The sequence below is a fragment of the Denitrificimonas halotolerans genome (assembly GCF_034259425.1).
Taxonomy (GTDB): domain Bacteria; phylum Pseudomonadota; class Gammaproteobacteria; order Pseudomonadales; family Pseudomonadaceae; genus Denitrificimonas; species Denitrificimonas halotolerans.
On record NZ_JAXIVU010000017.1, the window covers coordinates 19,675 to 43,883 of the forward strand.

Consider the following 24,209-nt stretch of genomic DNA (forward strand, 5'->3'; position numbering starts at 1 on the left):
TTGAGTGCGAGGATGGATAGCACGGGCCACGCAAGCAGCCTCTTAACAGACGGCTACAACCTTTGCAGCACAAGCCGACACTGACGTTATATACAGCTTATTGACATCCTCCCCGTCCTTTAGGGTGGGGAGGATGTCAATCACACAGACACAATTTGATATATAGGTAGAACCTACCCCTATAGCCTCTCTGAATGTTCTAGCATTTCCTTACCACAATCTGATACCTTCCTATTCATACAAGTCTATTTGTGACTAAAGTCAATTATATCGATCACATTTGTTAGCCTATTTCCCAGGTGGTGAACTATGAACGACCCTCAATTACTCTTTCAACCTTGTCAACTCGGCACACTCTCACTTCCTTCTCGCATTGTGATGGCGCCTATGACCCGCAACTTTTCACCGAACGGAATTCCTACCGAGCAAGTCATGGAGTATTACCGTAAGCGCGCAGCTGCAGGAGTCGGCTTAATCATTACTGAAGGCACAACGATCAATCATTGCGCAGCGAATGGTTATCCACAGGTACCACGTTTTTATGGAGAAGATGCCTTGGCCGGATGGAAAAAAGTAGTGCAAGCGGTACATAACGAAAGAGGAAAAATCATGCCACAATTGTGGCATGTGGGTAATGTTCGCCGCCTAGGTACTGAACCTGATCCAAGTGTTCCTGGCTATGGTCCAATGGAACAAAGCAAGGAAGGTAAAAAAATTGTACACGGCATGACTCAAGCGGATATTGATGCCGTAATTGTGGCCTTTGCCCAAGCAGCTCAAGATGCGCAGGCCATTGGGATGGACGGTGTAGAGATCCATGGCGCCCACGGTTACCTAATTGACCAGTTTTTCTGGGACGGCACCAACCAAAGATCCGATCAATATGGCGGCAGCATGACTAACCGCAGCCGCTTTGCAGTGGAAATTGTACAGGCAGTACGTGCCGCTGTTGGCCCTAACTTTCCAATTGTTTTCCGTTTTTCACAATGGAAGCAACAAGACTATAACGCTCGCCTAGCGCACACGCCGGATGAACTCAAAACTTTTTTACAACCCTTAGTTAACGCTGGCGTTGATATTTTCCACTGTTCAACTCGTCGCTTTTGGGAACCAGAATTTGAAGGCTCAGACCTCAACCTAGCTGGCTGGACTAAGCAACTAACAGGAAAACCCACCATCACCGTAGGCAGTGTCGGCTTAGATGGCAGCGAATTCACTAGTTTCTTAGCGGGCACCAAAGAAGTGGCACAACCTTCCAACCTAGAGGGCTTGCTTGCTCGTCTTGCAACAAATGAGTTTGATTTGGTGGCCGTTGGCCGCGCCTTATTACAGGACCCAGAATGGTGCGTAAAAGTCCGCGAAAACCGCTTAACGGAACTTTTACCTTTCAGCCGTGAAGCTTTAAGCTCACTCTCTTAAGTGAGCTTAAAATGACTGTGCAGCTCAATCAGTCGCTGCACAGTCATTACTCTATAATTAAATTGGCTACTCCTCAGCGCCTTCACGATCACGATAACCAAGCAGATACAAAATACCATCCAAGCCTAAAGTTGAAATCGCTTGGCGAGCAGACTTTTTAACCATAGGCTTAGCACGGAAAGCCACACCTAAACCAGCAAGTGCTAGCATAGGTAAATCATTTGCACCATCTCCCACGGCAATGGTTTGCTCCAAGCGCAAGCCTTCTTGTTCTGTAAGCTCTACCAACAAATCAGCTTTACGCTGTGCGTCGACAATGGGCTCAATCGCACGCCCCGTTAACTTACCGTCTACGATCTCCAGCTCATTGGCATAGACATAATCAATACCTAAGCGCTTTTGCAGCTGCTTAGCAAAGTAGGTAAAGCCACCTGATAAAATTGCCGTTTTATAACCTAAGCGCTTCAGTTCAGCAAATAACATCTCAGCACCTTCGGTCAGACGCAGGGAGTCCGCAATCTCTTGCAATACATCCTCAGATAAACCTTCTAATAAGGCTAAACGTTCTTTAAAACTAGCCTTAAAGTCCAGCTCACCCTGCATAGCTCGTTCAGTAATCGCTGCAACTTGCTCACCCACGCCTGCGGCTTTAGCGAGTTCATCAATGACTTCTGCCTCAATCAAGGTTGAGTCCATATCAAACACCGCTAAACGACGATTACGACGAAAAACAGTGTCACGTTGAAAAGCAATATCTACATTCAGTTCTTGAGCCACACTTAAGAACTCTGCACGTAAAGCCGCAGCATCAGCCGGTTCGCCACGCACAGAAAATTCAATACAGCCTTTACCTTGATTCTCAGGCATATCTAAAGACATGCGCCCAGATAAGCGATCAATATGATCAATGTTTAAACCATACTCTGCCGTAATAGCACTGACACGCTGTAACTGCTCAGCCGTCACCTGACGTGTGAGCAATGTGACAATGTAACGGGGTTTGCCCTGCCCAGCGACCCACTGCTGATAATCCTCTTCTGAGACTGGCGTAAAGCGCACTTGCTGATCCAGTTTATAACCAGTAAAAAGGACTTCCTTGAGCACAGCAGACGCATGCTCATTGCTCGGGATCTCAACCAAAATACCAAAAGACAGGGTGTTATGAATAACGGCCTGACCGATATCCAAAATATTCACACCACTGTGCGATAGCACGCCCATAATGGCGGCAGTTAACCCCGGACGGTCTTCACCTGTGATGTTAATCAGGACAATTTCGCGCACGGTGCTTTCTCCGCAGATAAAAAAGAGTCATTCTAGCCATTTAATCGCATAACGGGCAGTCCTTTTGCTTGTTCTATGCATTATGCTCGCTATACTTTACCTTTCTTATGCTGCTAACAAGAGTTTTGCTAGCAAACTGTTGACGCTTATACCGTTATTTACTTGGAATTTCTTGTCTATGCCTCCAGAGTCTGTACATCCACAGCGCGCCAGCATTACTTCGCGTATCGCAGGTTATAACTCATTAATTATTATCGCCTGTCTCGCAGCTTTCGCTTGGTTAATGCACACACAACTGCACTGGTCCGCCGAGCAACAAGCCGATGCCTTAGGTCAAAGCTTATTACAGCACACCCACACCGCAGCAGAAGATGCCTTAGCCGCAGAGGACACCCTAAGCGTTGCTGTCCTTTTACGAGAGCTAGTTAATAACCCTTATGTCAGCTATGCAGCCCTGCATGGAAAAGATAACCGTATTTTAGCCGAAGCTGGTCAGCGCCCTAAAACCAAGGGAAACAACTCGGGACTGTATTCCAAGCAACTGTTTAAAGAGAACCAAACAACAGGCTCCTTGCATTTACAAATTGATATGCGTCAACTGCAAGAACCCATGCTGTTTAGTATGCAGTCCATGGCCATCGTAAGTATCACGCTCTTTTTACTGGCACTTTTTTTATCCATACATCTCGGCCGTTCTGTTGCCCTGCCACTCAAGAGCTTAAGCAACTGGCTGATCAACCCAGCGCCTCCCGCACCCTATATCCAGCACACAGATGAAATTGGCCTACTTGCGCGCCAACTAAATAAATACTTTCTTGCTGACACACAAAATACGGATCTGGACGCAGTTGCAGTCGAGTCAATGAGCAACCCGCAACCGGAAGAGCAGCCCGTAACAACCACCACAAACCCTGTAAAGCAAGTCAGCGAACAGCCTTTACCCGGTCACTCTCAAGTTTCACCACCAAATACAACGCCAGTCAAAAAACTGGTATACAGCCCTCATAGCGCAATTTTAGCGGTAGAGCTTGGCAATATGGAGCAATTACGTCAGTTACCACCTGAACGCCTAACGGGACTCCTTAAAAAGTACCGCTATGCCGTTGAACAGGCTGCTCATTTATATGACGGCCAACTGCACCCTTTAGCAGACGGTCGCAGCATTATCACGTTTAACGCAAACTTGCCTGACTACCCACTCAATGCACTGTGCTGTGGTGAACTTCTGCGGGCTTTTGCGCACCACTTACAGTTGGATATCACTGATACGGATATCAACGTGCAAGTTCAGTTGGGTTTAAGTGAGGGTTCTGTGGCTAAAGACGCTACTCTGGGCGAACTATTACTGAGTGAAAGCGCGCAAACAGCCCTCACCTTAAGTCAATATAGCCGCAACTTATTACTGTTAAGTAACAGTTTGGCAAACAATGCCACTCTGACAAACAGTGCTCGTATTCGCTCTATTGCCAATCCTGCAAAAACCAGTTGCCTCGAAACTTTGCTAGAGCCTTATCCAACCCAACTGGAAACGCAGTTACACCGCTTACAAATACGGGATTGACATCCTTCCATCCTCCTCGACCTAAAGGGCGGGGATTCCTACTGCTAGACGACCATGCCCGGCCGCGAGAATGTTACGTGCCGCGTTGATATCGCGATCATGGGTGACACCACACCCACTGCACGTCCATTCTCTTATTCCAAGTCCTGCGATACCTTTCGGCCTCGACTCGGGCAAGCTGCCGCAACTCGAACAGGTTTGGGTGGTGTATGCCTCGTCAATTTACTTAAAAACAATGCCTGCGTGAGCGCATTTATAGTCCAGCATTGTTTTTAATTGACCCCAACCAGCATCCAACACTGACTTGGCCATTGTGGTTTTAACGAGCTTTAAACTACTGACGTTGCCCACATAGATTTCACCGCAATAGTTGACCAGCGTGCGGCTGAACTTGTGCAGGGCATCTTTTCTACGGTTAGCGATTTTCGCATGAATGGTTTTGACTTGGGTTTTATTTCTGGCTCGTTGTGCTATGGCCAGCTTTTCCTCAAGGCCACGATAGAAGCGGCCCGCTTCTAGCTTGGTGCCATCCGAGCAGGTGGCTATATCAGTTAAGCCAAGGTCAATACCGATGCGGTCTTGGCCGGCGGGTATCTCAGTCTGCACATCCACCACTACATTGAAGCACCAGCGGCCACGGGCATCTTCATTGAAACTGGCCGAGCGGAGTTTATATTGGCTCAAACCGTAGCTATCCCAGACCTTAAAATAGTGGCCGTTGTGGTAGACCTGTCCGTTTTTCCATTGAGCTGCACCTGTATTGACGGGTATCCAGCCCAGTGAGCGGCATACACCGCCTGATTTGCGCCAGTTCAGCCGCACCTTCTTAAACTGCTTGCGGCGTGTGACATACTCACCTGCAATGCACTGTAAGGTCTGACTGTGCAAGCCCAGCTCTTTACCCGCGCCCTTAGTGTAAGGGGGCATATCAAAAGCAGCCAAAAACACACCACGCTCTTTAATCGAGCGTTGACTTAATTCATTAACAAAGTTCCAGACGAAGAAACTGTGCTCAGCAGTCAACACCTAAAATCGCTTGAAAGTATTTTTAACGGTGTGTGCGTGAGCTTTGAGTCAGAATTGGTTGAATTTAATGGCGAAGCTGACCACGTACACCTTCTGGTAAACTTTCCTCCCAAGGTTTCTTATCACGCTTAGTAAATAGCTTGAAAGGCGTATCAAGCCGCCGACTTAAACAAATGCATCCTGAGTGGGTTAAGTCTGCATACATGAAAAATGCATTATGGAGTCCGAGTTACTATGCTAGCAGCGTAGGCGGAGCGCCTATTGCAGTGATCCGGCAATACATTGAGCAGCAGACAAAACCCCAGTAGGGTTGCAGAAGCAACCCTCACTATCCAGCCTCAGACTAAAAGTACGAAGTCTTACGCGATTTTGATAATACCTATCTCGTACTCGAATCTTTAATATTTTGGTTGTTTAACCATACTGTATATACACCGGTGCTTACGCATACCGTAAAGACCATAAGCACTTATTCACTGGTTGCATAAACAACACTGACTCTGTAACTTCTTAAAAGCGATACACTTCAGGTTCACGCTCAAATTCAAACTCCACTTTAGGCATTTTTATGCTTTCCTGCTCAGGTTGTACTTGTGCTTCGTTTTCACTGATAGTGCTCACTTTATTACGAGCCTGCCGCTTACTTGGCTGATTGGGCACCGTTTCTTGCAGTGCTTGCCCGAGCTGCTTCGAGAGCTGTGCTAGCAATTCACTTTGCGCACGTACTTGATCACCTACGCTACCATTGTGCGACTGCTCTAAGCTCGTTAACTGACTCTTACGCAATACTCCCTCACCATCTAACACGCGCCACTGTGCTTCAAGTACTGCGGGCTGTTCAACCCCAGAATCTAAACGACTAATACTAAGCACCACCTGTGCCTGCGCCTTCATCCCTATACGGTCAGGGTATAAAGAAATACGACTGGTACCCAACTCGGCCGAAATTTGACGCAATAAAAAATGACCAATTTCATCTTCTAAATTCCCTGCCCAGCGAGCCTCTGTACTAATGATCAAACTGCCGTCAGTATTACGTTGTAAAAGGCTTTCACGTTGCAAGTAATCAGCAATATTTAAAGGTCCTAGCAGGACAGTCGCACTGCTATTTAAATTTACCTTTTCCATTACCGGCTGTTGTAATTGATACAGCTGGGCCGGTGGCGCAACACTACAACCAACCGTACCTAGTGTTAATGCCCCGAGTACTGTCATCGCCAGCGGCAAGCGTTTTAAATAATTCATTCATTCACCGTTTCTTGCCAAAGATTATCGATTGCGGCTGTTGCTCAATACTTTCCGCAGTACGTTGCAAAGCTTTACTGGCTTGGCCTAGATTTTGTAAAGACTGTAACAATTCATATTGTAACTCTGACTCTGGACCAATACTGCGACGGCTGTCACTGACCATTGTCTCCATCTCTTGCAGGGCATCTCGTGCATTTTGTGCAGCATGACGCACATCAGCAAGCGCCTCTTTCAGTGCAGAGCTACCACTTTCCACATCATCCAACATGGTTGGCAAACGTGTATTTAATTGCTGACTGATTTGTTCAAAGTTATTTAAAGTAACACTGAGGCTTTCAATCGCGGCTTGCGTCTCCGGTGCAGAAGCTAAACGCTCAAAAGCTAACAACGTTTTATTTGCAGCTTCTAACGTTTCCTTCATAGGGATTTCTTTTAACCCACTGACCAACTCACGCAGCACATCTGCAGCCTGATCAATACGCGATGGCACTGTAGGTATAGCCGGCAATTCAATCACATGCGGGTCACGAATATAACCTTCCTGGCCCGGAAAAAAATCCAACGCAACTATGGCTTTGCCTGTTAATAGACTCGGGGTTTGCAACTGCGCGCGTAAGCCACGCTCAATTAAACGATCAACCACACGATCGAACCCTCCCTCTGCACTACGGCCGCTATCAGCGCTGATGCGAATAGTGACAGGCATCACCACATCATTGATGCTGCGATCGTAAGATAATTCGATCTGTCGAACATTACCTACTTTAACGCCACGATAAGTGACATCCGCCCCTACATCCAAGCCGTCTAAAGCCCCAGTAAAATACACGACATACTCAACAGGCTTAGCTAACAAGCTATCGCGACTGAGCAATAATAAGCCGGCCGCTAACAACGCCACGCCACCCAATAAAAATACACCTATAAAAAAAGGCTTGCGCGATTCAGTCATTTTTCACCTCTTGTGTTGCGCCTTGACCGCGCCGTAAAAAACGCTGCACTGTCTCTGGTCCGTGCTTTAATATTTCATCCAATGAGCCTAAAGCAATTTGTGTGCGGGTTTTATTGTCTAAGAATAAACAGGTATCAGCTACCGCGTAAATGCTTGGCAGTTCGTGCGTAACAAGAACAATACTCGACCCTAAGCTATCACGCAGTTGTAAAATCAGTTCATCTAGCGCCATTGAGCTCAATGGATCCAACCCTGCTGAAGGCTCATCAAAAAATAGCACTTGCGGATCCAAAGCCAAAGCACGAGCTAGTGCGGCGCGTTTACGCATACCACCTGAAAGTTCAGCTGGATACAAATCATCACAACCCGCTAAACCGACAAAAGCTAACTTAATAGCTGCCAACTCATGCAGATCTGCCTTACTGAGTTCTGGACGCCAAGTACTTAAGGGTAAGCAAATATTCTCGCGAATCGTCATCCCCCCCCACAAAGCACCATTTTGATATAAAACCCCAAAATGTTGCTGCAAGTTGGCACGACTATCTGCATCATGCGCCCAAAAGTCATTGCCGTGAAAATATACTTTGCCGGCCAAAGGCGCCTGTAGACCAATCAGATGTCGCAACAAAGTGCTTTTCCCACAGCCACTGCCGCCCATAATGACAAAAATCTCACCTTTTTTAATAGTGAAATTTAAGTCTCGCTGAATCACTAATGAGCCATAACCTGCACTGAGGTTTTCAGCCACTAATATCGCGTCACTCATGCTTAGATCCCCAGCTGCGTGCAAATAAGGGTAATCAAGGCATCACTAACCACTAACGCAACAATAATGCTCACCACGGCATTAGTAGTTGCCTGACCAACAGCTTGTGCATTACGGCCACAAGACAGACCGTAATAACAGCCAATCAACCCAATCAGTACAGCAAAGACCAAACTTTTAAACAGGCCAATCAAAAAATCCGTCAGGGTTAACATTTCTAAGCTTTGGTTAATGTATTGCGCTGCAGAAATATCAAATAACCCCGAACCAATGACAAAACCACCAAAGATACCTAAAAAATCAGCAAAAACAGTAAGGATCGGCATGCTCACAAGCAGCGCTAGCAAGCGTGGTAAAATCAAAAACTCTAAAGGTGGGAAGCCGAAGGTTTTAAGTGCATCAATTTCCTCGTTGGCCTGCATACTACCAATTTCTGCTGCATAGGCAGCACCGGTACGCCCAGCCATAATCACTGCAGTCATTAACGCACCCATTTCTCGAGTCATCCCAATGGATACCATGTTGGCAATATACAACTGAGCACCAAAGGCCTCTAATTGCACGGCTCCCACGAAAGCTAAAATCAAACCAATTAAAATAGCAATCAAAGCAACAATAGGTAGAGCCCCTGGGCCGCACTGTTGTAAAGCCATCCAAAAATCAATCATGCGCATGCGTGCTTTACCAACCATGAGACGCCCGAGTGCTTGGACCACTTCCCCAACAAAAGTGCATGCACGCGCTACGGCACGGCCAACACTTATGGTATGCAACCTAATCCGTGATACCCAACCGTACTCAGGATTATCAGCCGCTTGAGCTTGTGTTGATGGAGTAGCAGCCATTTCCAATAAACGCTCAACCCCATCAGGCAACCCCTGCATATCCAAAGTGACTTTGTGCTCGCCTGCTAAGCGCTGTAAGCGCCGCAATAAAGCCAACAAGCTGCTGTCCCACGCCTCTACAGCAATCTGCACACCTACCTGTTCAGGTAAGCGTCCCCCTCTGCGCCATACATCCACCAGCTCAGGCTTGCGCTGTTCTAAGGTCCAATGTCCACTGACCTGCAAAACCGGCTGCTCACCACTGTGATCCCAATCTAGCACTGCTAGTTTGCTCATCTGATTACCCTTTTACTGCTGCATGCCTGCGTTTGAGTTTTCATACAACAGATGGCTCTTGCCGCCGATCAAGACTCCACGCGTAATCCATCAACGCGCTGAAAACCACGTGGTAACTTATTACCACGGCGCCCACGCTCACCTTGATAATGCTCAAGGTCACTAAACTTTAACGATAGAGTACGCTTACCTGCTTGCAATACCAAGACTGACTGCTCCGAGAGTACAGCGAAATCTACAACCCACTCTTCACGTTTTGCCGCTCGATCAGTAGGAATACCAATTAACTTATTACCTTTACCGCGACTGAGCGTCGGTAAATCAGATACTTTAAAAACCAATAAACGACCTTCATTGCTGACTACTGCAAACCAATCCTTCTCAAAATCATTCACAGGCTTAGGAGTTAATACACGCGCTGCTTTTGGCAAGGTAATTAAAGACTTCCCAGCACGATTCTTCGCCTGCATGTCTTCACCTTTTACGACAAAACCATAACCTGCATCAGACGCCATGACCATCAATTGCTCATCCGTCGGCATTACCACGCTCTCAAACACTGCGCCAGCCGGTGGGGTCAAACGCCCTGACAAAGGCTCACCTTGGCCACGTGCAGCAGGCAATGTGTGAGCCATTAATGAGTAACTGCGTCCCGTGCTATCTAAAAATACTGCAAACTGGTTGGAGCGACCGCGAGCGGCCTGCTTAAAGCCATCACCCGCCTTATAAGACAAGCTAGCAGGATCAATATCATGTCCCTTCGCACTACGCACCCACCCCTGTTCCGACATCACCACAGTCACAGGTTCAGCCGGCACCAAGTCTGTTTCAGATAAAGCACGCGCCTCGCTACGCTCAACCAAAGGTGAACGGCGATCATCACCATAAACTTTAGCATCAGCAATCAACTCTTTACGTACGAGGCGCTTCAGTTTTGCTTCGCTCCCTAGTAAGGCTTGTAATTCTGCCTGCTCTTTAGCCAACTCATCTTGTTCACCGCGAATTTTCATTTCTTCTAAGCGTGCCAACTGACGCAAGCGTGTATCAAGAATGTAATCAGCCTGAATTTCACTGATACCAAAACGGTCTATCAATACCATTTTAGGGTGATCTTCACTTCGGATTATTTCAATCACTTCATCCAAGTTTAAAAAAGCAACTAACAAACCTTCCAATAGGTGCAAGCGTCGCTCAACTCGATCCAAGCGGAACTGCAGCCGTTTGCGAACAGTATCCACACGAAACACCAACCACTCGACTAATAAGCTACGTAAATCTTTCACCTGTGGACGGCCATCTAAACCAATCACGTTAGTGTTAACGCGATAACTGGACTCCAAGTCTGTTGTCGCAAATAAATGTTGCATCAACTCTTTCGTAGAAACTCGATTAGAACGTGGAATCACAACAATACGACAGGGGTTTTCATGGTCAGACTCATCCCGTAAATCCGCAACCATTGGCAGTTTCTTCGCCTGCATTTGCGCGGCAATCTGCTCGATCACCTTTGCCCCAGAAACTTGATGCGGCAAAGCTGTAATCACCACATCACCATCATCAATATGGTAAACCGCACGCATTCGTACTGAGCCACGCCCTGTGGCATAAATTTTTTGGATATCCTCACGCGAAGTAATAATTTCCGCATCCGTTGGATAGTCAGGCCCCTGAATATGCTCGCACAAGTCCTCTAAGGTCGACTTAGGCTTATCCAACAACTGCACGCAGGCAGCCGCCACTTCACGTAAGTTATGTGGTGGCACATCGGTGGCCATCCCGACCGCAATACCAGTGGTACCATTCAATAATAAGTTAGGTAAACGTGCAGGGAGGACTGCCGGCTCATTCATAGTGCCATCAAAGTTAGGAATCCAATCTACAGTTCCTTGCCCTAGCTCAGTTAGTAAGACTTCTGAATAACGCGCCAAACGTGCTTCGGTGTAACGCATAGCAGCAAAAGACTTGGGATCATCCGGTGCCCCCCAGTTACCTTGCCCATCGACCAAAGGGTAACGATAACTAAAAGGTTGAGCCATCAGAACCATGGCCTCATAACAAGCACTATCACCATGGGGATGAAACTTACCCAGTACATCCCCTACCGTACGGGCCGACTTTTTATGTTTGGAGTCAGCGTCCAAACCCAACTCACTCATGGCATAAATAATACGACGCTGCACCGGTTTCAGGCCGTCACCAATGTGCGGTAAAGCTCGGTCCATAATTACGTACATGGAGTAATTTAAATAAGCTTGTTCGGTAAATTCGGCCATTGAGCGGCGCTCGACACCCTCAAGGCTTAAATCAGTGGGTTGCGTCATGCACAGCCTCTATTAAATAAGTTTGCAGAAAGATTAATATGAGCGAGCAAGAAGGGATGCATTACACCTGCACCTCAGCCAGATCACCTTTACTTTCCAGCCAAGCTTTACGGTCACTGGCACGCTTTTTCGCCAACAACATATCCATCATTTCTTGAGTGCCGGAAAAATCGTCTAAAGTTAATTGCACTAAACGTCGAGTATTGGGATCCATCGTGGTCTCACGCAGCTGCAATGGATTCATCTCACCCAACCCTTTAAAGCGAGTCACTTGTGGTTTTCCACGTTTTTTCTCAGTTTGAACCCGTGCAAGAATACTTTCCAACTCATCGTCATCTAAGGCGTAATGAACTTCTTTACCGATATCCACGCGATATAAAGGTGGCATAGCAACATAGATATGCCCTGCCTCAACCAAAGGTTTAAAGTGACGCATAAATAAAGCACAAAGCAAGGTAGCAATGTGCAATCCATCGGAGTCAGCATCCGCCAAAATGCAAATTTTTCCGTAACGTAATTGACTGATATCAGGGGAGCCAGGATCCACTCCCATTGCCACTGCGATGTCATGCACCTCTTGCGAGCCAAGCACAACACTACCATCAACTTCCCACGTGTTAAGGATCTTACCGCGCAACGGCATGATGGCTTGAAACTCCTTATCCCGAGCTTGTTTCGCACTGCCTCCAGCCGAATCCCCTTCGACCAAGAATAACTCACCGCGCGTTGGATCCTGCCCAGCACAATCAGCTAATTTACCGGGCAGTGCCGGCCCTTGGGTAATACGCTTACGCTCAACCCGACGACCTGCTTTTAAACGACGACCTGCATGACTAATGGCCAGCTCGGCTAACTGTAAACCTAACTCAGAATTTGCATTAAGCCACAAGCTAAAAGCATCTTTAACCACACCTGAGACAAAACCAGCCGCAGTACGAGAAGATAAACGTTCCTTAGTTTGTCCTGAAAACTGTGGTTCTTGCATCTTCATGGACAAAACAAAACTGATACGCTCCCAAATATCTTCCGGCGCTAATTTAACGCCGCGAGGTAGCAAGTTGCGGAACTCACAAAACTCACGCAACGCATCCAATAAGCCTTGACGAAAACCATTGACGTGGGTTCCCCCTTGCGAGGTTGGGATCAAGTTCACATAGCTTTCTTGAACCAGCTCACCGCCTTCAGGCAACCACAATACAGCCCAGTCTACGCGCTCATGGTCCCCAGCAAACTCACCACAAAAAGGTTCTTCTGGTAGGCTGATAAAGTCAGCAACAGCATCAGTCAAATAGGAACGTAAACCGTCTTCATAAAACCAGGTGACCAGTTCTTTAGTATTCTTATCTTCGAATTTAACTGTCAAACCAGGGCATAATACCGCTTTGGCTTTTAAAATATGTTTGAGTCGACCGACCGAGAACTTAGCAGTATCAAAATACTGTGAATCCGGCCAAAAACGGATACTGGTACCCGTGTTACGACGCCCGACTGTTCCTATCACTTCCAAGTCAGAGGCTTTAAAACCATCACGGAAGGTCATCTGACTTTCTTCACCATCACGCCGCACTCGTACCTCTAAAGCGGTGGACAAAGCGTTCACAACAGAAATACCTACTCCGTGCAACCCTCCAGAAAACTCATAGTTTTTATTGGAAAACTTACCACCAGCATGCAATCGAGTAAAAATCAACTCAACACCAGGAATACCTTCTTCAGGATGAATATCCACCGGCATACCGCGGCCATCATCAATCACTTCTAATGATTGATCTATATGTAAAATAACTTGCAGGTTGCTCGCGTGACCAGCAAGCGCCTCATCCACACTGTTATCAATGACTTCTTGGGCCAGGTGATTGGGACGCGTCGTATCGGTGTACATACCTGGGCGTTTACGCACAGGATCTAGCCCAGATAAAACCTCAATAGCGTCAGCGGTATAAGTCGTATTAGTCATAGATAATAGAATTACTCAAAAGCAGAAAGATCGAGTTTTTGCAATACTGAAGGCGTCACACCTGCATAGCTGAATAATGCAGGCAAATGCTCAATAAAATTTTCAAAACCATGGAACCCGCCCTGCTGCACATTAACAGAGCAGTTGCAATAGTACTGTTCAGCCAACCAGTAGTCTAGCGTTTCATCGCCTGTTTGTAACCAAACGCTGAAACGCTGCGGATCACACGGTGACGGAACTTCTAGCGCTGCCAGTCCATGTAAGTGCGATTCAGTCAGTAACCACTGCTCTCCGGTGTAAAGATTGACTTGCTCTGTAGCAAAGTTGTCGAATAATCGATGCGGACGTACCGCCGGATTAATTAGCAAAGCTTTTAATAGGTAGCGTTGAGCAAGGTAAGTTGCGTAATAACCACCTAGCGAACTTCCTACTAATACTGGCTGCCCTAAACTTTCAATTATCTCTTGCAACTGCGCGATAGCACGATGTGGATGATGATGAAGCGCTGGTACTTGTAAATCTTCTTCAGGCAACTCTAATTGCTGCCAAGCCTTGCGCACTTGCTGTGCTTTGAAAGAGGCCGGTGAACTATTAAAACCATGGATATAAACAATACTCGGACGTTTGCACATACAACTCTACGCTTATTAGCCTCCCTTCACTAAAGGACGAAGACTCTGACAGGGCGGCCATACTTAACCGCGAGGATACTCTAAACCGCATTTATATCACGGTCGAGGGCAACACCATACCAACTACATACCAACTACATACCAACTCACTTACCTCAAGCACTACGAACACCTTACGGCCTCAATTCGATAGTAGACTGTCACTGTTCGAGCCAGTTTAGACGATATTGATGGTATTAACGTCCTTAAGGACAATCCTCTCGGAGCACTCTTACCAGTCCAGCATCGCTATTCTTTGATCTCAGCCAGTAGCTCGCATTGATTTAGCCATTAGGGTTTTAACCAAATTTTAAGCGTCTTACATTACCCACATAGATTGCACCGCAGAAAATCAACAAGCGCCAATAAAATAACGTAATAAAATTCAATCTGTGCTTGTATTACCGTCAAGGCTAAGTTGTTAAACTAACCAAACAACGCTAACAAATTAATCACCTGAACAGTTGACATTTAAATCGAGCACACGCGACACTCCCGTATCCAGTTGACCCTCATCATATAAGTGCAGCCAACGATAACCGGGCATTTGTTCATCAAGGGCAAACTCAGCGCTACCCGGAGCAAACTGAATACAGGTTGAAGGCGTTCCTAACCAACGCACCCCATTCGCTTCCTGATCAAAGGTTTGATGCACATGCCCACATAAGACTGCCCGAACATTGTCATAAAGCGCGATTCTCTCAAGTAATTGTTCGGCATTATGCAAACCTATCTTATCCATCCAAGCACTCCCCACAGGCAGCGGATGGTGGTGCACGGCAATAAGCACATACCTACTTCCTGCAGTGGCTAAAGCCTGATCGAGAGCTTTAAGCTGCTCCTCAGCTAAAAAACCATGTACTTGCTCAGGTATTGAAGAATCTAAAACCACAATACGCCAATACTCTAAATCATATACCGAATGCAACCAATCTTTGTCTGCACAAACCTGCTGCAAAACAACCCCCTCATCATGGTTACCAGCTAACCAGCGCATGGGGGCATTCAAAGTACTGACCATTTCGGCAAAGCGGATATAAGAGGCAGGCGAACCATCTTGGGAGATATCCCCTGTACATAACAGCAAATCTATTGTGTCTTGCTCAACACGCACTTGATCAATCACCTGCTTCAAACTGTCCTGAGTATTTACCCCTGACATACCTCCATTTAAATCAGCAAACAAATGACTATCAGTCAGCTGTACTAATGTTTTATAAGAACGTGCAGATGTCGGATGCATAAAAGGTCACTCTAACTACAGTCAAAATCATACAAAAGATTGTGCTTACCGCATGCAATAAGCACAAACCCAAACGCATATAAGAGAGGATAGTGCCTGCATTTTACTACACAGACTGTTATTATCTCGGCTTTTGCAGGCAGCCAACTCCATGCTGGAAAGACTCTTCCAATTAGAAGCCAACAACACCAACTTCCGCACCGAAGTCATGGCAGGTATCACCACATTCCTCACCATGGCTTACATCTTCTTTGTCAACCCAAATATGCTAGCAGAAATTGGTATGGATCACGGTGCTGTGTTTGTCGCCACCTGTTTAGCCGGCGCTATTGGTTCAGTCATTATGGGAGTGATAGCCAACTACCCCATTGCCCTCGCTCCAGGCATGGGTCTGAACGCCTTCTTTACGTACACTGTCGTGGGCACCATGGGTTATTCATGGGAGGTGGCTTTAGGTGCAGTTTTTATTTCCGGTTTTTTGTTTTTCGCGATGTCGATTTTCAAAATCCGCGAATGGATTATTAACAGCATTCCCATGCCCTTACGCTCTGCCATTAGCGCGGGGATTGGCTTATTCTTGGCACTGATTGCCCTTAAAAATGCAGGAATTGTCGTGGGCAACCCAGACACTTTGGTCACCTTAGGAAATCTAGCCCAACCTGGCCCTATTTTTGCCACGCTTGGGTTTATTCTTATTGTGGCTTTAGCCTATCGTAAAATTACCGGTGCAGTAATGATTGGCATCTTATTGATCACTGGCTTCTCCATAGCTATGGGCTTTTCTGCCTTAAATGGTGTTATCAGTATGCCGCCAAGCATGGTGCCCACCCTATTAAAGTTGGATATTGCCGGCGCCTTTGATGTGGGCTTAATCAGTGTCATTTTTGCTTTCTTATTTGTGGACTTGTTTGACACTTCAGGCACTTTAATTGGCGTCGCCCAACGCGCTAACTTGGTAGATAAGGACGGTAAAATGCCGCGCCTTGGCCGCGCACTACTTGCAGACAGCACCTCCACGATGGCTGGTGCTTGCATGGGAACATCCACAACAACGAGCTTTGTCGAGTCTGCTGCAGGTATTGCCGCCGGTGGCCGCACAGGGTTGACCGCTTGCACAGTCGCAGTGCTTTTCTTACTGAGCTTATTCTTTGCACCACTGGCGTCGGCTGTACCCGCCTATGCCACAGCACCAGCGCTGTTCTTTGTTGCTGTATTAATGACCAGCGGCTTAGCCAAAATTGATTGGGATGACTTGACTGTAGCAGCGCCCGTCGTTGTCGCTGCATTAGCCATGCCTCTGACCTTTTCCATTGCCAATGGTATTGCTTTTGGTTTTATCACCTGGACTGCTATTAAGCTGCTCAGCGGCCGTTGGAAAGACCTCAATAGCGCGATGTGGGTGTTATCCATACTCTTTATTATCAAACTGGGTTTCTTTGCCTAATGCTAAATTCTGATTTCTCTCCTGCCGCTTACTTAGCACAACTGAATGCTAAGCAAGCCCGCTTAGAACACTTGCTTTGCGAATTTAACGCACCAAAATTGCAAGTCTTCAGATCCGCTGAGCAAAATTTTCGCCTCCGAGCTGAATTTCGTCTCTGGCGTGAAGATGGTCAACGTCACTATGCCATGATGACTCCAGGCGACAAGCGCACTCCTATTCTTATTGATAACTTCCCCATTGCTAGCCAACTGATTAATACCCTCATGCCGCGTTTAAAAGCAGCTTGGGATAACAATGAAGCCCTGTCAGATCGCTTGTTTCAAGTAGAATTTTTAACCACCTTATCCGGTGAAGCGCTAATTACTCTGTGCTATCACCGCCCACTGGATGAAGCATGGCACACTGCAGCTGAGCAATTAAGCCAAGATTTAAATGCCAGTATTGTTGGCCGCTCACGGGGCAAGCGCACAGTGATTGGTCGTGATTATGTGGTAGAAAAACTTGAGGTGGCGGGTCGTGTATTCAGCTATCGCCAGCCTGAAGGTGCCTTTACCCAACCCAATGGCGCGATGAATGTGCAGATGCTCAACTGGGCCTATGACACGCTTGGCGAGCAAAATGATGACTTGCTAGAGCTGTATTGCGGTAACGGTAATTTTACTCTGCCACTCTCCACTCGAGTGCGTAAAGTATTGGCCACTGAGATCAGTAAAAGCTCGGTCAATGCTGCACTGGCCAACTTGGCCGACAATCAAATTGAGAATATTGAACTAGTGCGTCTGTCAGCAGAAGAACTGACTCAAGCTCTGAACAAAGTACGCGAGTTTCGCCGTTTAGCCAATATTGACTTAGACAGTTATGAGTTTGGTACGGTATTTGTGGATCCGCCGCGCGCCGGCATGGATCAAGATACCTGTGAATTGATTCGCCGCTTTCCGCGGATTTTGTATATTTCCTGTAATCCAGAAACCTTAGCCGAAAACATTCGCCAACTCAGCGATACGCACAAGATCACTCAAACAGCGCTATTTGACCAGTTCCCTTGGACGGATCATATCGAAAGTGGAGTGCTACTCGAGCGCAAAACCAACTAGCCAAACACCCACCCGCTATTACACACTTACTCACTCTTCAAGGCAATAAGCATAATCACGGTGCTCATTGCCTTGAGTGATAGCTCCTAAGCTTTACGCTTTATCAGCAAGCTTCTTAATATTCTCATTAATTTTAAACAGCACAATCAAGAGCTCACACCAAATACGCGCACCTACAGCACCTCCCAGCATGATACCGATACCCATGAGGAAGCCACCAAAGGTAAATCCGCCATAACTTGAAAACATAGAGGCAAAACCAGAAAAAACTGCAACCAATAGCAATAACCAATACACAAATGTAATGATTTTCGGGGTCAGCATGTTTTCAAAAAACAAAATATCTTTCATTGAATACTCCTTGATGTGGTATGTGCCGTAGCTGAATAGTTCAGCTATTTGTAGAACATAATATTTTAACTAACAACGAGAGTCTGAATCGCTCTTAAACCCTACACAATATAGTTTACCGCGCTATGTCGACTGGGACTCAATTGCCAACAACAATACAAAGGACTAGAACAACTTTGCTTTGCTGTATATTGCACTGACAACTGCTGTTATCTCCATCTCAACGAGCCCATCTTAAACTAAGTTCTAAGCGCTGCCATCCATGGCTACGTTTATCGCCGCAACAGTATGATCAATTGTTAAATATAACCTATAACCAAAGCTTTAACTTAGTGTGCCTGCCTCAACACCACTCAATTATTAAAATGAAGCACGAACTCCCGCATACCAAGTGCGGGTGAAATTGACGGGGTAAATCACATCATCTCTGAGCCATAATCCGTTCTTGCGGTTAAACACGTTATTCACCTGCGCAAACAAGGTGAAGTTATCGATTTTATGGGCATAACCAAAATCAGTAGTGTTGTAGGCTTTTTGCTTCTGCTTAAACTTATTTTCAAAATCCTCTTGAGCATAGGCACGGCTGCGCCAGTTTTGCGTCAAGGTTAATGTGCCATCTTGCACGACTCGGTAATCAATGCCTGCTGTAATGCTGTGCTCGGAAACTCCCGGTAAGTTTTTACCATTATAAGCACCGCTCCCCTCATCTTCTTTATCAATTTTTGCACGTGTCCACGCATAGTTAATACGGGTTAGCAGCTCTGGAGTAACTTGGAAGCTGTCCTGCACTTCTAGACCGTATTTATAAGATTTATCGATATTGGTATTAACAAAGGTTGCTGGGACCATGTAAATTTCATTTTTTAGTTTAGAATAATAGCTGGTGACTTTTAGCTTATTACGTTCGGTAACATGGTTAAGACCGATGTTCAGTGTTTTACTTTTTGCGGGCTTGATAAAATCATTAAAAATAACAGACCAATCATTAGGATCAAACCCAAAGAAACGCTCGATATCCGGTGCTTGAAAGCCTTGATTCAGGTTAGCAAACACGCTTAGCTCTTGGCTGTATTGATGGTTAACACCTATATCCCAAGCATCTAGTGTGTGATCATCTTTTAACTTTGTTGTTTCTTTATATTTGTATTTTACTTTCTCGCGGCGAGCACCAGCACTGAAGGTCGTATCACCTAGAGCATAAAGCCCTTGCAAGTAAACTCCCTTATTATCCTTGTGCGTTTTGTTAGTATTTTGCCTCCGCTCGCCATCAAACAGCTGCACGCCAGCCACCAAGGTTAAACGTTCGAGACTTAGCTGGCCGGAAAAGTCTGTTGAGCGGTAATCGAACTTACTCGGTTTAGAACCTGGATAAACAAATTCGACCTCTTTCTTTTCTGCTGCATGATCGATATCAAACGAAAGTAACTCGTTAACCTGATAGCTGGCTCCCAATCGATTTACATCAGTTTTAAATTCCCACTCTCGATGCATGGCCGCTGGAGAGTTGTTTTGCGACGGTTTTTTATCAAACTGCTTTTTGTTAATCCAGCCGCCATAATGCGCATCCATCCGAGCACGATCCTTACCCAGTCGCAACTCTAAACCATCAACGGGAAAGACTTTCAGCGTGGCTGATAAATTATTTGCATCAGATTCATCTGTTTTACCATTTACATCTTTTTTACGCAGACCGTCGCTGTCACTATTTTCAGCCAACACCTGTAAGGCAAAAAACTCTTCACTCAGCCCTGCGCTAACACTCGCAGCAGAATAACCATCGCTGCCAGCCGCCATACTAAAATCAACGCCCTTCTGATCTTTGGTAACAATGTTAATCACACCGGCCATTGCACCATCACCATGAGCAACAGAGCCACTGCCTTTAATAATTTCGATGCGCTCAATACTGTTGAGCGGGATGCTACTGAGTAACTGCGGCGACATATCAATATTATTTAAACGGCGACCGTTCAGCGTCACGACAATATTTTGATAGCCATCACCAATACCATAACCACGCATATCCAGTTTCTGCTGGTAAGGGTTTCCAGAAGTCAGCACATTAACCGAGCTAAAACGCCCTAAGTAGTCATATAGGTTAATGGCCGCAGAGTTTTTAATATCCTCGGCGCTATGCAGTTCTGAAGCGTAAGTGGCGCGCACGTCTTCTTGCGCTATACGATTACCGGTGATTACAGTATCTGAGAGTTTTAAAATATCTTCGTTGGTATCAGCAGCAACTGACAAGGTTGACGCTGGCAACAGCGCTACAGCAAGCGCAAGGCGAGACAATTTCATTTAGATTGGTTCCTCAAAAATAAATACAGCTTTTGAGGAGGGCAAAAACAAGCGCGCACCAAGGCACAGCACTTGACGGTGCCGCCCTCCGCAACACCCGTCGAAATCCGTAAGGCAGGTCTACGGGCTAACGAATACACTTGTTCACCTTCCCAGCTTGACAGCCAGTGGTTATTGAACAAACGCGCGCTAGAGCGCATCGTTTACCGTTGCGGGGGCAGCGTAAGTCGGTTAAACCGCTTAACTTCCCTTTTCAGGCTGGACTCGTCCAGCGCACCTTACAGAATCAAAGTGCGGGAACAATAGACGCCCCAAAGGCGTTGGTCAAGTTTGGAACAAAGGATTGCAAATTCTTTGATGTTTAAGCGCACCAGATAGGATGCAACACAAAGCGTTACATCCTAAATCTATCGCTCTAAAAATTTTCTGTCGATTAACATATGACAAAAACCACCGCTCAATTCATATCAAGCAGTGATTTATACTGTGATGTCTAATGTTGCAAACTCTCTGCGCAATGAACGCAACTGATTCGCACATCAAAAGATCTAAATGGGCTGTATATCTACACCTAAACGTTGCTCTACAGCTTGCACAATACCTGCAACACTTAAACCACAATCTGCAAGCATTTGCGCAGGCTGCCCATGCTCAATATAGTGATCTGGCAAGCCCATGTGCAGCAACGGAACCTGCAATTGCTCAGCAGCTAGAAATTCACCTACTGCACTACCCGCCCCACCCATCACCGTATTCTCTTCAATGGTAACAAACAGTGCATGATCAGCAGCCAAGCGCCGTAGTAATCCTTCATCTAATGGCTTAACAAAGCGCATGTCTACTACAGTTGCGTCCAATTGCTCGGCGGCCTCCAACGCAACAGCAAGCTGCACACCAAAGACCAAGAGTGCAACACCTTGACCCTCACGGCGTAACACAGCTTTACCTAATTCAACCGAATCCAAACTGCTACTGATTTGGACGTTAGGTCCTGTACCACGTGGGTAGCGTACCGCTGCAGGCCCCACATGGTGATAACCAGTATTAAGCAAAAGTCGCAGCTCATTTTCATCGCTTGGCGTCATAATCACCATATTCGGAATGCAGCGTAAATATGAAATATCAAAACTACCTGCATGGGTTGGGCCATCTTCACCGACTAAACCAGCACGATCTACAGCAAATAAAACATCTAAGTCCTGCACTGCCACATCATGAATTAACTGATCATAAGCACGCTGTAAGAATGTAGAGTAAATGGCAACAACAGGTTTAGCACCTTCACAGGCCATCCCTGCCGCCAAGGTCACCGCATGCTGCTCAGCGATCGCAACATCAAAATAGCGCTCAGGAAACTGCTCACTAAAGGCAATCATATCCGAGCCTTCTTTCATCGCTGGTGTGATACCGAGTAAGCGCTCATCATGAGCGGCCATATCACACAACCACTGGCCAAAAACTGCCGAGTAACGTGGCCCTGATGGCTTACTAGGTGCTGCAGGTTTTTTACTTATTGCGTGATAAACAATAGGATCCAGCTCAGCGGGTGCAAAGCCTTTACCTTTTTTCGTAACCACGTGCAAAAATTGAGGTCCCTCTAAATCACGCATATTGCGTAAAGTGACTAATAAGGTTGGTAAATCATGCCCATCAATAGGGCCGATATAGTTCCAACCCAACTCTTCAAACATAATACCTGGCGCTAAGAAGCCTTTTGCATGCTCTTCTGTTTTACGAGCAATCTCCCATGCACCGGGTAAGCGTGAAAGTATTTTCTTGCTGCCTTCACGCATAGTCGAGTAAGTGCGACTCGTGAGTATTTTAGCTAAGTGATTCGATAACCCACCGACATTATTGGAGATCGACATATCGTTATCATTAAGGATCACCAACATACTTGCACCCGTCTCCGGTGCATGATTCAGTGCTTCAAACGCCATACCTGCAGTCATCGCGCCATCGCCAATCACGGCAACCGTTTTACGCTCAGAACCCTGTAGCTTTGCAGCAATGGCCATACCTAGCGCAGCACTAATAGAGGTACTCGAGTGTCCTACACCAAAGGTGTCATATTCACTTTCGCAACGTCGTGGAAAGGCCGCCAATCCATCTTTTTGCCGTAAAGTCTGCATCTGTTCACGACGTCCCGTTAACACTTTGTGTGGGTAGGCTTGATGGCCTACATCCCAAACCAAGCGATCTTCAGGCGTATCAAACACATAATGCAAAGCCAAGGTCAGCTCAACCACACCTAAACCAGCGGCAAAGTGTCCGCCTGTCTGCGCAACGCTCCATAATAAAAACAAGCGCAACTCATCAGCTAAGCTCACCAATTCAGCTTCAGATAGCAGACGCAGCTCGGCTGGCGTCTGTACTTTATCAAGCAGAGGCGTTTCGGGGCGTTCAACAGGAAATTCGTGAAATGTCTTAGGCATTTAAATGTCGTGTTAATTCATCAAGAGGGTGAAGTTTACCTGAAAGCAAACAAAGTCCACAGTACCGAAATGCGGAATAAAAGTTTTAGACACTATTATTGAGTTTTAATCAGCAGCGCCTAGCTCAGAAAAAAATCTGGTAAAGTAGTGTTAAATTTCTCATCACCCCACACGTTTTAATAGGTAACAGGCCATTCTATGATCGCAAGCATGCTACTGAACGAAACCACTCTATTGTGGGGGTGGCTATTGTATGGCCCTATGCTGTTTTATGCTATCTGGCGCGCCCCTTGGGTCGAGCTTTTTAGCGACAATCGTCGTCAACACTTGCTACTTGGCACAGTTTTAGTCTTATGCATCCTTTGGTTGATGCGCCGCGACTTTCCAAGCGGCTTATCATTCCACTTTATTGGTATGACTGCTGTGACTCTTTTACTTGATTGGCCCTTAGCCATACTCGCCGGTTTTATTGCTCAACTCGCTCTACTGACTTTGGGCAAACAAGAACTCAATGTGTTGGGTGCTAATGGACTCATTCTTATTATTCTGCCAGTTTTCATCGCCCACTGTTGTGCCAAAGCAATTGAGCGCTTACAACCCGAAAATTTATTTATGTATATCTTTTTTTCTGGTTTTTTTCCTGCAGCCCTAACTGCGACACTCTGCATTGCCAGTGGCAGTCTATTACTTTGGGCTAATGGTATTTATCAATTCCCACCATGGATTGAAGATTATTTTGGCATGCTCTTACTGGTGGCATTTCCTGAGGCATTTATTAATGGTATGGCGGTAACCGCCTTTGTGGTCTTTAAGCCCGACTGGCTGGAAACTTTTAATTACAGCCGATACTTACAAGCGCCTTGGAAAGACGACAACCACTCCTAACACAGGAGTCTTCAAGCAATGCTTTAAAAGCAAAGACTCATTACCTATCCGCTCATCCACTATGATTACACAAAAAAAAGCCGACGCATGCCGGCTTTTTTTTACTTTTTATCTACTCTGCCCTAACGTGCAA

The 24,209-nt window shown here is 46.2% G+C and carries 19 protein-coding genes, 1 pseudogene and 1 riboswitch; of the genes and pseudogenes, 6 read left to right on the forward strand and 14 right to left on the reverse strand.

Translation table 11 applies throughout. The features are described from left to right. Positions 1 to 309 precede the first annotated feature (309 nt). Positions 310 to 1,419, forward strand: coding sequence for an NADH:flavin oxidoreductase (locus TOI97_RS10815; RefSeq protein WP_321554140.1), 1,110 nt, complete (start codon positions 310 to 312; stop codon positions 1,417 to 1,419). A 66-nt stretch (positions 1,420 to 1,485) separates the two neighbouring features. On the opposite strand, the gene serB is transcribed toward TOI97_RS10815, so the two are convergent. Continuing rightward, positions 1,486 to 2,703, reverse strand: a complete 1,218-nt coding sequence (serB, locus tag TOI97_RS10820; RefSeq protein WP_321554141.1) for a phosphoserine phosphatase SerB — start codon at positions 2,701 to 2,703, stop codon at positions 1,486 to 1,488. Positions 2,704 to 2,785: 82 nt separating this feature from the next. Here serB and TOI97_RS10825 point away from each other — a divergent pair, with 82 nt between their 5' ends. Beyond that, positions 2,786 to 4,264 (forward strand): histidine kinase, encoded by a 1,479-nt coding sequence (locus tag TOI97_RS10825; RefSeq protein ID WP_321554142.1) that lies wholly within the window; start codon positions 2,786 to 2,788, stop codon positions 4,262 to 4,264. A gap of 21 nt (positions 4,265 to 4,285) precedes the next feature. Here the strand turns inward: TOI97_RS10825 and TOI97_RS10830 are convergent, their stop codons facing one another. Together TOI97_RS10830 and TOI97_RS10835 are read right to left on the reverse strand one after the other, a co-directional pair. After that, positions 4,286 to 4,486: a zinc ribbon domain-containing protein gene (locus TOI97_RS10830; protein ID WP_321554171.1), complete on the reverse strand. Its 201-nt coding sequence runs from the start codon at positions 4,484 to 4,486 to the stop codon at positions 4,286 to 4,288. Continuing rightward, positions 4,487 to 5,290: an RNA-guided endonuclease InsQ/TnpB family protein gene (locus tag TOI97_RS10835; RefSeq protein ID WP_321554143.1), complete on the reverse strand. Its 804-nt coding sequence runs from the start codon at positions 5,288 to 5,290 to the stop codon at positions 4,487 to 4,489. 9 nt (positions 5,291 to 5,299) lie between these two features. Here TOI97_RS10835 and tnpA point away from each other — a divergent pair. Then, a pseudogene (gene tnpA / locus TOI97_RS10840) lies at positions 5,300 to 5,598 on the forward strand (IS200/IS605 family transposase); the annotation flags it as partial. A gap of 202 nt (positions 5,599 to 5,800) precedes the next feature. On the opposite strand, the gene TOI97_RS10845 reads toward tnpA, so the two are convergent. The 8 genes from TOI97_RS10845 to cpdA all read right to left on the reverse strand — a co-directional run bounded on the left by TOI97_RS10845 (position 5,801) and on the right by cpdA (position 15,569). Next, positions 5,801 to 6,535: a PqiC family protein gene (locus TOI97_RS10845; protein WP_321554144.1), complete on the reverse strand. Its 735-nt coding sequence runs from the start codon at positions 6,533 to 6,535 to the stop codon at positions 5,801 to 5,803. A gap of 4 nt (positions 6,536 to 6,539) precedes the next feature. Continuing rightward, entirely contained in the window at positions 6,540 to 7,490 is a 951-nt protein-coding gene (locus tag TOI97_RS10850; protein WP_321554145.1) for an MlaD family protein, read from the reverse strand. Continuing rightward, positions 7,483 to 8,256: an ABC transporter ATP-binding protein gene (locus TOI97_RS10855; protein ID WP_321554146.1), complete on the reverse strand. Its 774-nt coding sequence runs from the start codon at positions 8,254 to 8,256 to the stop codon at positions 7,483 to 7,485. Before TOI97_RS10855 ends, TOI97_RS10850 begins: the two co-directional genes overlap by 8 nt. A gap of 2 nt (positions 8,257 to 8,258) precedes the next feature. Beyond that, the gene (locus TOI97_RS10860; RefSeq protein ID WP_321554147.1) at positions 8,259 to 9,377 is read right to left on the reverse strand and encodes an MlaE family ABC transporter permease; all 1,119 of its coding nucleotides are present in this window, start codon (positions 9,375 to 9,377) and stop codon (positions 8,259 to 8,261) included. Positions 9,378 to 9,445: 68 nt separating this feature from the next. Beyond that, a complete protein-coding gene (parC, locus tag TOI97_RS10865) occupies positions 9,446 to 11,698 on the reverse strand; it encodes a DNA topoisomerase IV subunit A (RefSeq protein WP_321554148.1) in 2,253 nt (750 codons plus the stop codon). A 61-nt stretch (positions 11,699 to 11,759) separates the two neighbouring features. Then, complete coding sequence (gene parE / locus TOI97_RS10870) at positions 11,760 to 13,655, reverse strand: DNA topoisomerase IV subunit B (protein ID WP_321554149.1); 1,896 nt, start codon at positions 13,653 to 13,655, stop codon at positions 11,760 to 11,762. A gap of 11 nt (positions 13,656 to 13,666) precedes the next feature. Continuing rightward, a complete protein-coding gene (locus TOI97_RS10875; protein ID WP_321554150.1) occupies positions 13,667 to 14,287 on the reverse strand; it encodes a YqiA/YcfP family alpha/beta fold hydrolase in 621 nt (206 codons plus the stop codon). 487 nt (positions 14,288 to 14,774) lie between these two features. Continuing rightward, positions 14,775 to 15,569, reverse strand: a complete 795-nt coding sequence (gene cpdA / locus TOI97_RS10880; RefSeq protein WP_321554151.1) for a 3',5'-cyclic-AMP phosphodiesterase — start codon at positions 15,567 to 15,569, stop codon at positions 14,775 to 14,777. Positions 15,570 to 15,720: 151 nt separating this feature from the next. Here cpdA and TOI97_RS10885 point away from each other — a divergent pair, with 151 nt between their 5' ends. Together TOI97_RS10885 and trmA are read left to right on the forward strand one after the other, a co-directional pair. Beyond that, positions 15,721 to 17,013 carry an NCS2 family permease gene (locus TOI97_RS10885; RefSeq protein ID WP_321554152.1) on the forward strand — a complete coding sequence of 431 codons (1,293 nt, stop codon included), beginning with the start codon at positions 15,721 to 15,723 and terminating at the stop codon, positions 17,011 to 17,013. Further along, complete coding sequence (gene trmA / locus TOI97_RS10890) at positions 17,013 to 18,107, forward strand: tRNA (uridine(54)-C5)-methyltransferase TrmA (protein WP_321554153.1); 1,095 nt, start codon at positions 17,013 to 17,015, stop codon at positions 18,105 to 18,107. The genes TOI97_RS10885 and trmA overlap by 1 nt, the downstream gene beginning before the upstream one ends. Before the next feature lie 93 nt (positions 18,108 to 18,200). On the opposite strand, the gene TOI97_RS10895 is transcribed toward trmA, so the two are convergent. The 3 genes from TOI97_RS10895 to dxs all read right to left on the reverse strand — a co-directional run bounded on the left by TOI97_RS10895 (position 18,201) and on the right by dxs (position 23,191). After that, a complete protein-coding gene (locus tag TOI97_RS10895) occupies positions 18,201 to 18,458 on the reverse strand; it encodes a DUF4282 domain-containing protein (RefSeq protein WP_321554154.1) in 258 nt (85 codons plus the stop codon). A 360-nt stretch (positions 18,459 to 18,818) separates the two neighbouring features. After that, the gene (locus TOI97_RS10900; protein WP_321554155.1) at positions 18,819 to 20,756 is read right to left on the reverse strand and encodes a TonB-dependent receptor; all 1,938 of its coding nucleotides are present in this window, start codon (positions 20,754 to 20,756) and stop codon (positions 18,819 to 18,821) included. 96 nt (positions 20,757 to 20,852) lie between these two features. Beyond that, a riboswitch (cobalamin riboswitch) is annotated at positions 20,853 to 21,052 on the reverse strand. Between the two features lie 252 nt (positions 21,053 to 21,304). Further along, positions 21,305 to 23,191 (reverse strand): 1-deoxy-D-xylulose-5-phosphate synthase, encoded by a 1,887-nt coding sequence (gene dxs, locus TOI97_RS10905; protein WP_321554156.1) that lies wholly within the window; start codon positions 23,189 to 23,191, stop codon positions 21,305 to 21,307. Between the two features lie 198 nt (positions 23,192 to 23,389). On the opposite strand from dxs, the gene TOI97_RS10910 reads away from it, so the two are divergent. Continuing rightward, positions 23,390 to 24,076, forward strand: coding sequence for an energy-coupling factor ABC transporter permease (locus tag TOI97_RS10910; RefSeq protein WP_321554157.1), 687 nt, complete (start codon positions 23,390 to 23,392; stop codon positions 24,074 to 24,076). Positions 24,077 to 24,209: the final 133 nt, after the last annotated feature.

What these genes read in the sequence shown, in the direction of transcription:
- cpdA (WP_321554151.1), bottom strand. Translation starts at nt 15,569, where the DNA reads ATGCATCCGACATCTGCACGTTCTTATAAAACATTAGTACAGCTGACT.
- TOI97_RS10860 (WP_321554147.1), bottom strand. Translation starts at nt 9,377, where the DNA reads ATGAGCAAACTAGCAGTGCTAGATTGGGATCACAGTGGTGAGCAGCCG.
- TOI97_RS10815 (WP_321554140.1), top strand. Translation starts at nt 310, where the DNA reads ATGAACGACCCTCAATTACTCTTTCAACCTTGTCAACTCGGCACACTC.
- TOI97_RS10885 (WP_321554152.1), top strand. Translation starts at nt 15,721, where the DNA reads ATGCTGGAAAGACTCTTCCAATTAGAAGCCAACAACACCAACTTCCGC.
- TOI97_RS10825 (WP_321554142.1), top strand. Translation starts at nt 2,786, where the DNA reads ATGCTCGCTATACTTTACCTTTCTTATGCTGCTAACAAGAGTTTTGCT.
- parE (WP_321554149.1), bottom strand. Translation starts at nt 13,655, where the DNA reads ATGACTAATACGACTTATACCGCTGACGCTATTGAGGTTTTATCTGGG.
- TOI97_RS10895 (WP_321554154.1), bottom strand. Translation starts at nt 18,458, where the DNA reads ATGAAAGATATTTTGTTTTTTGAAAACATGCTGACCCCGAAAATCATT.
- TOI97_RS10910 (WP_321554157.1), top strand. Translation starts at nt 23,390, where the DNA reads ATGATCGCAAGCATGCTACTGAACGAAACCACTCTATTGTGGGGGTGG.
- trmA (WP_321554153.1), top strand. Translation starts at nt 17,013, where the DNA reads ATGCTAAATTCTGATTTCTCTCCTGCCGCTTACTTAGCACAACTGAAT.
- TOI97_RS10850 (WP_321554145.1), bottom strand. Translation starts at nt 7,490, where the DNA reads ATGACTGAATCGCGCAAGCCTTTTTTTATAGGTGTATTTTTATTGGGT.
- TOI97_RS10855 (WP_321554146.1), bottom strand. Translation starts at nt 8,256, where the DNA reads ATGAGTGACGCGATATTAGTGGCTGAAAACCTCAGTGCAGGTTATGGC.
- parC (WP_321554148.1), bottom strand. Translation starts at nt 11,698, where the DNA reads ATGACGCAACCCACTGATTTAAGCCTTGAGGGTGTCGAGCGCCGCTCA.
- dxs (WP_321554156.1), bottom strand. Translation starts at nt 23,191, where the DNA reads ATGCCTAAGACATTTCACGAATTTCCTGTTGAACGCCCCGAAACGCCT.
- TOI97_RS10900 (WP_321554155.1), bottom strand. Translation starts at nt 20,756, where the DNA reads ATGAAATTGTCTCGCCTTGCGCTTGCTGTAGCGCTGTTGCCAGCGTCA.
- TOI97_RS10875 (WP_321554150.1), bottom strand. Translation starts at nt 14,287, where the DNA reads ATGTGCAAACGTCCGAGTATTGTTTATATCCATGGTTTTAATAGTTCA.
- TOI97_RS10845 (WP_321554144.1), bottom strand. Translation starts at nt 6,535, where the DNA reads ATGAATTATTTAAAACGCTTGCCGCTGGCGATGACAGTACTCGGGGCA.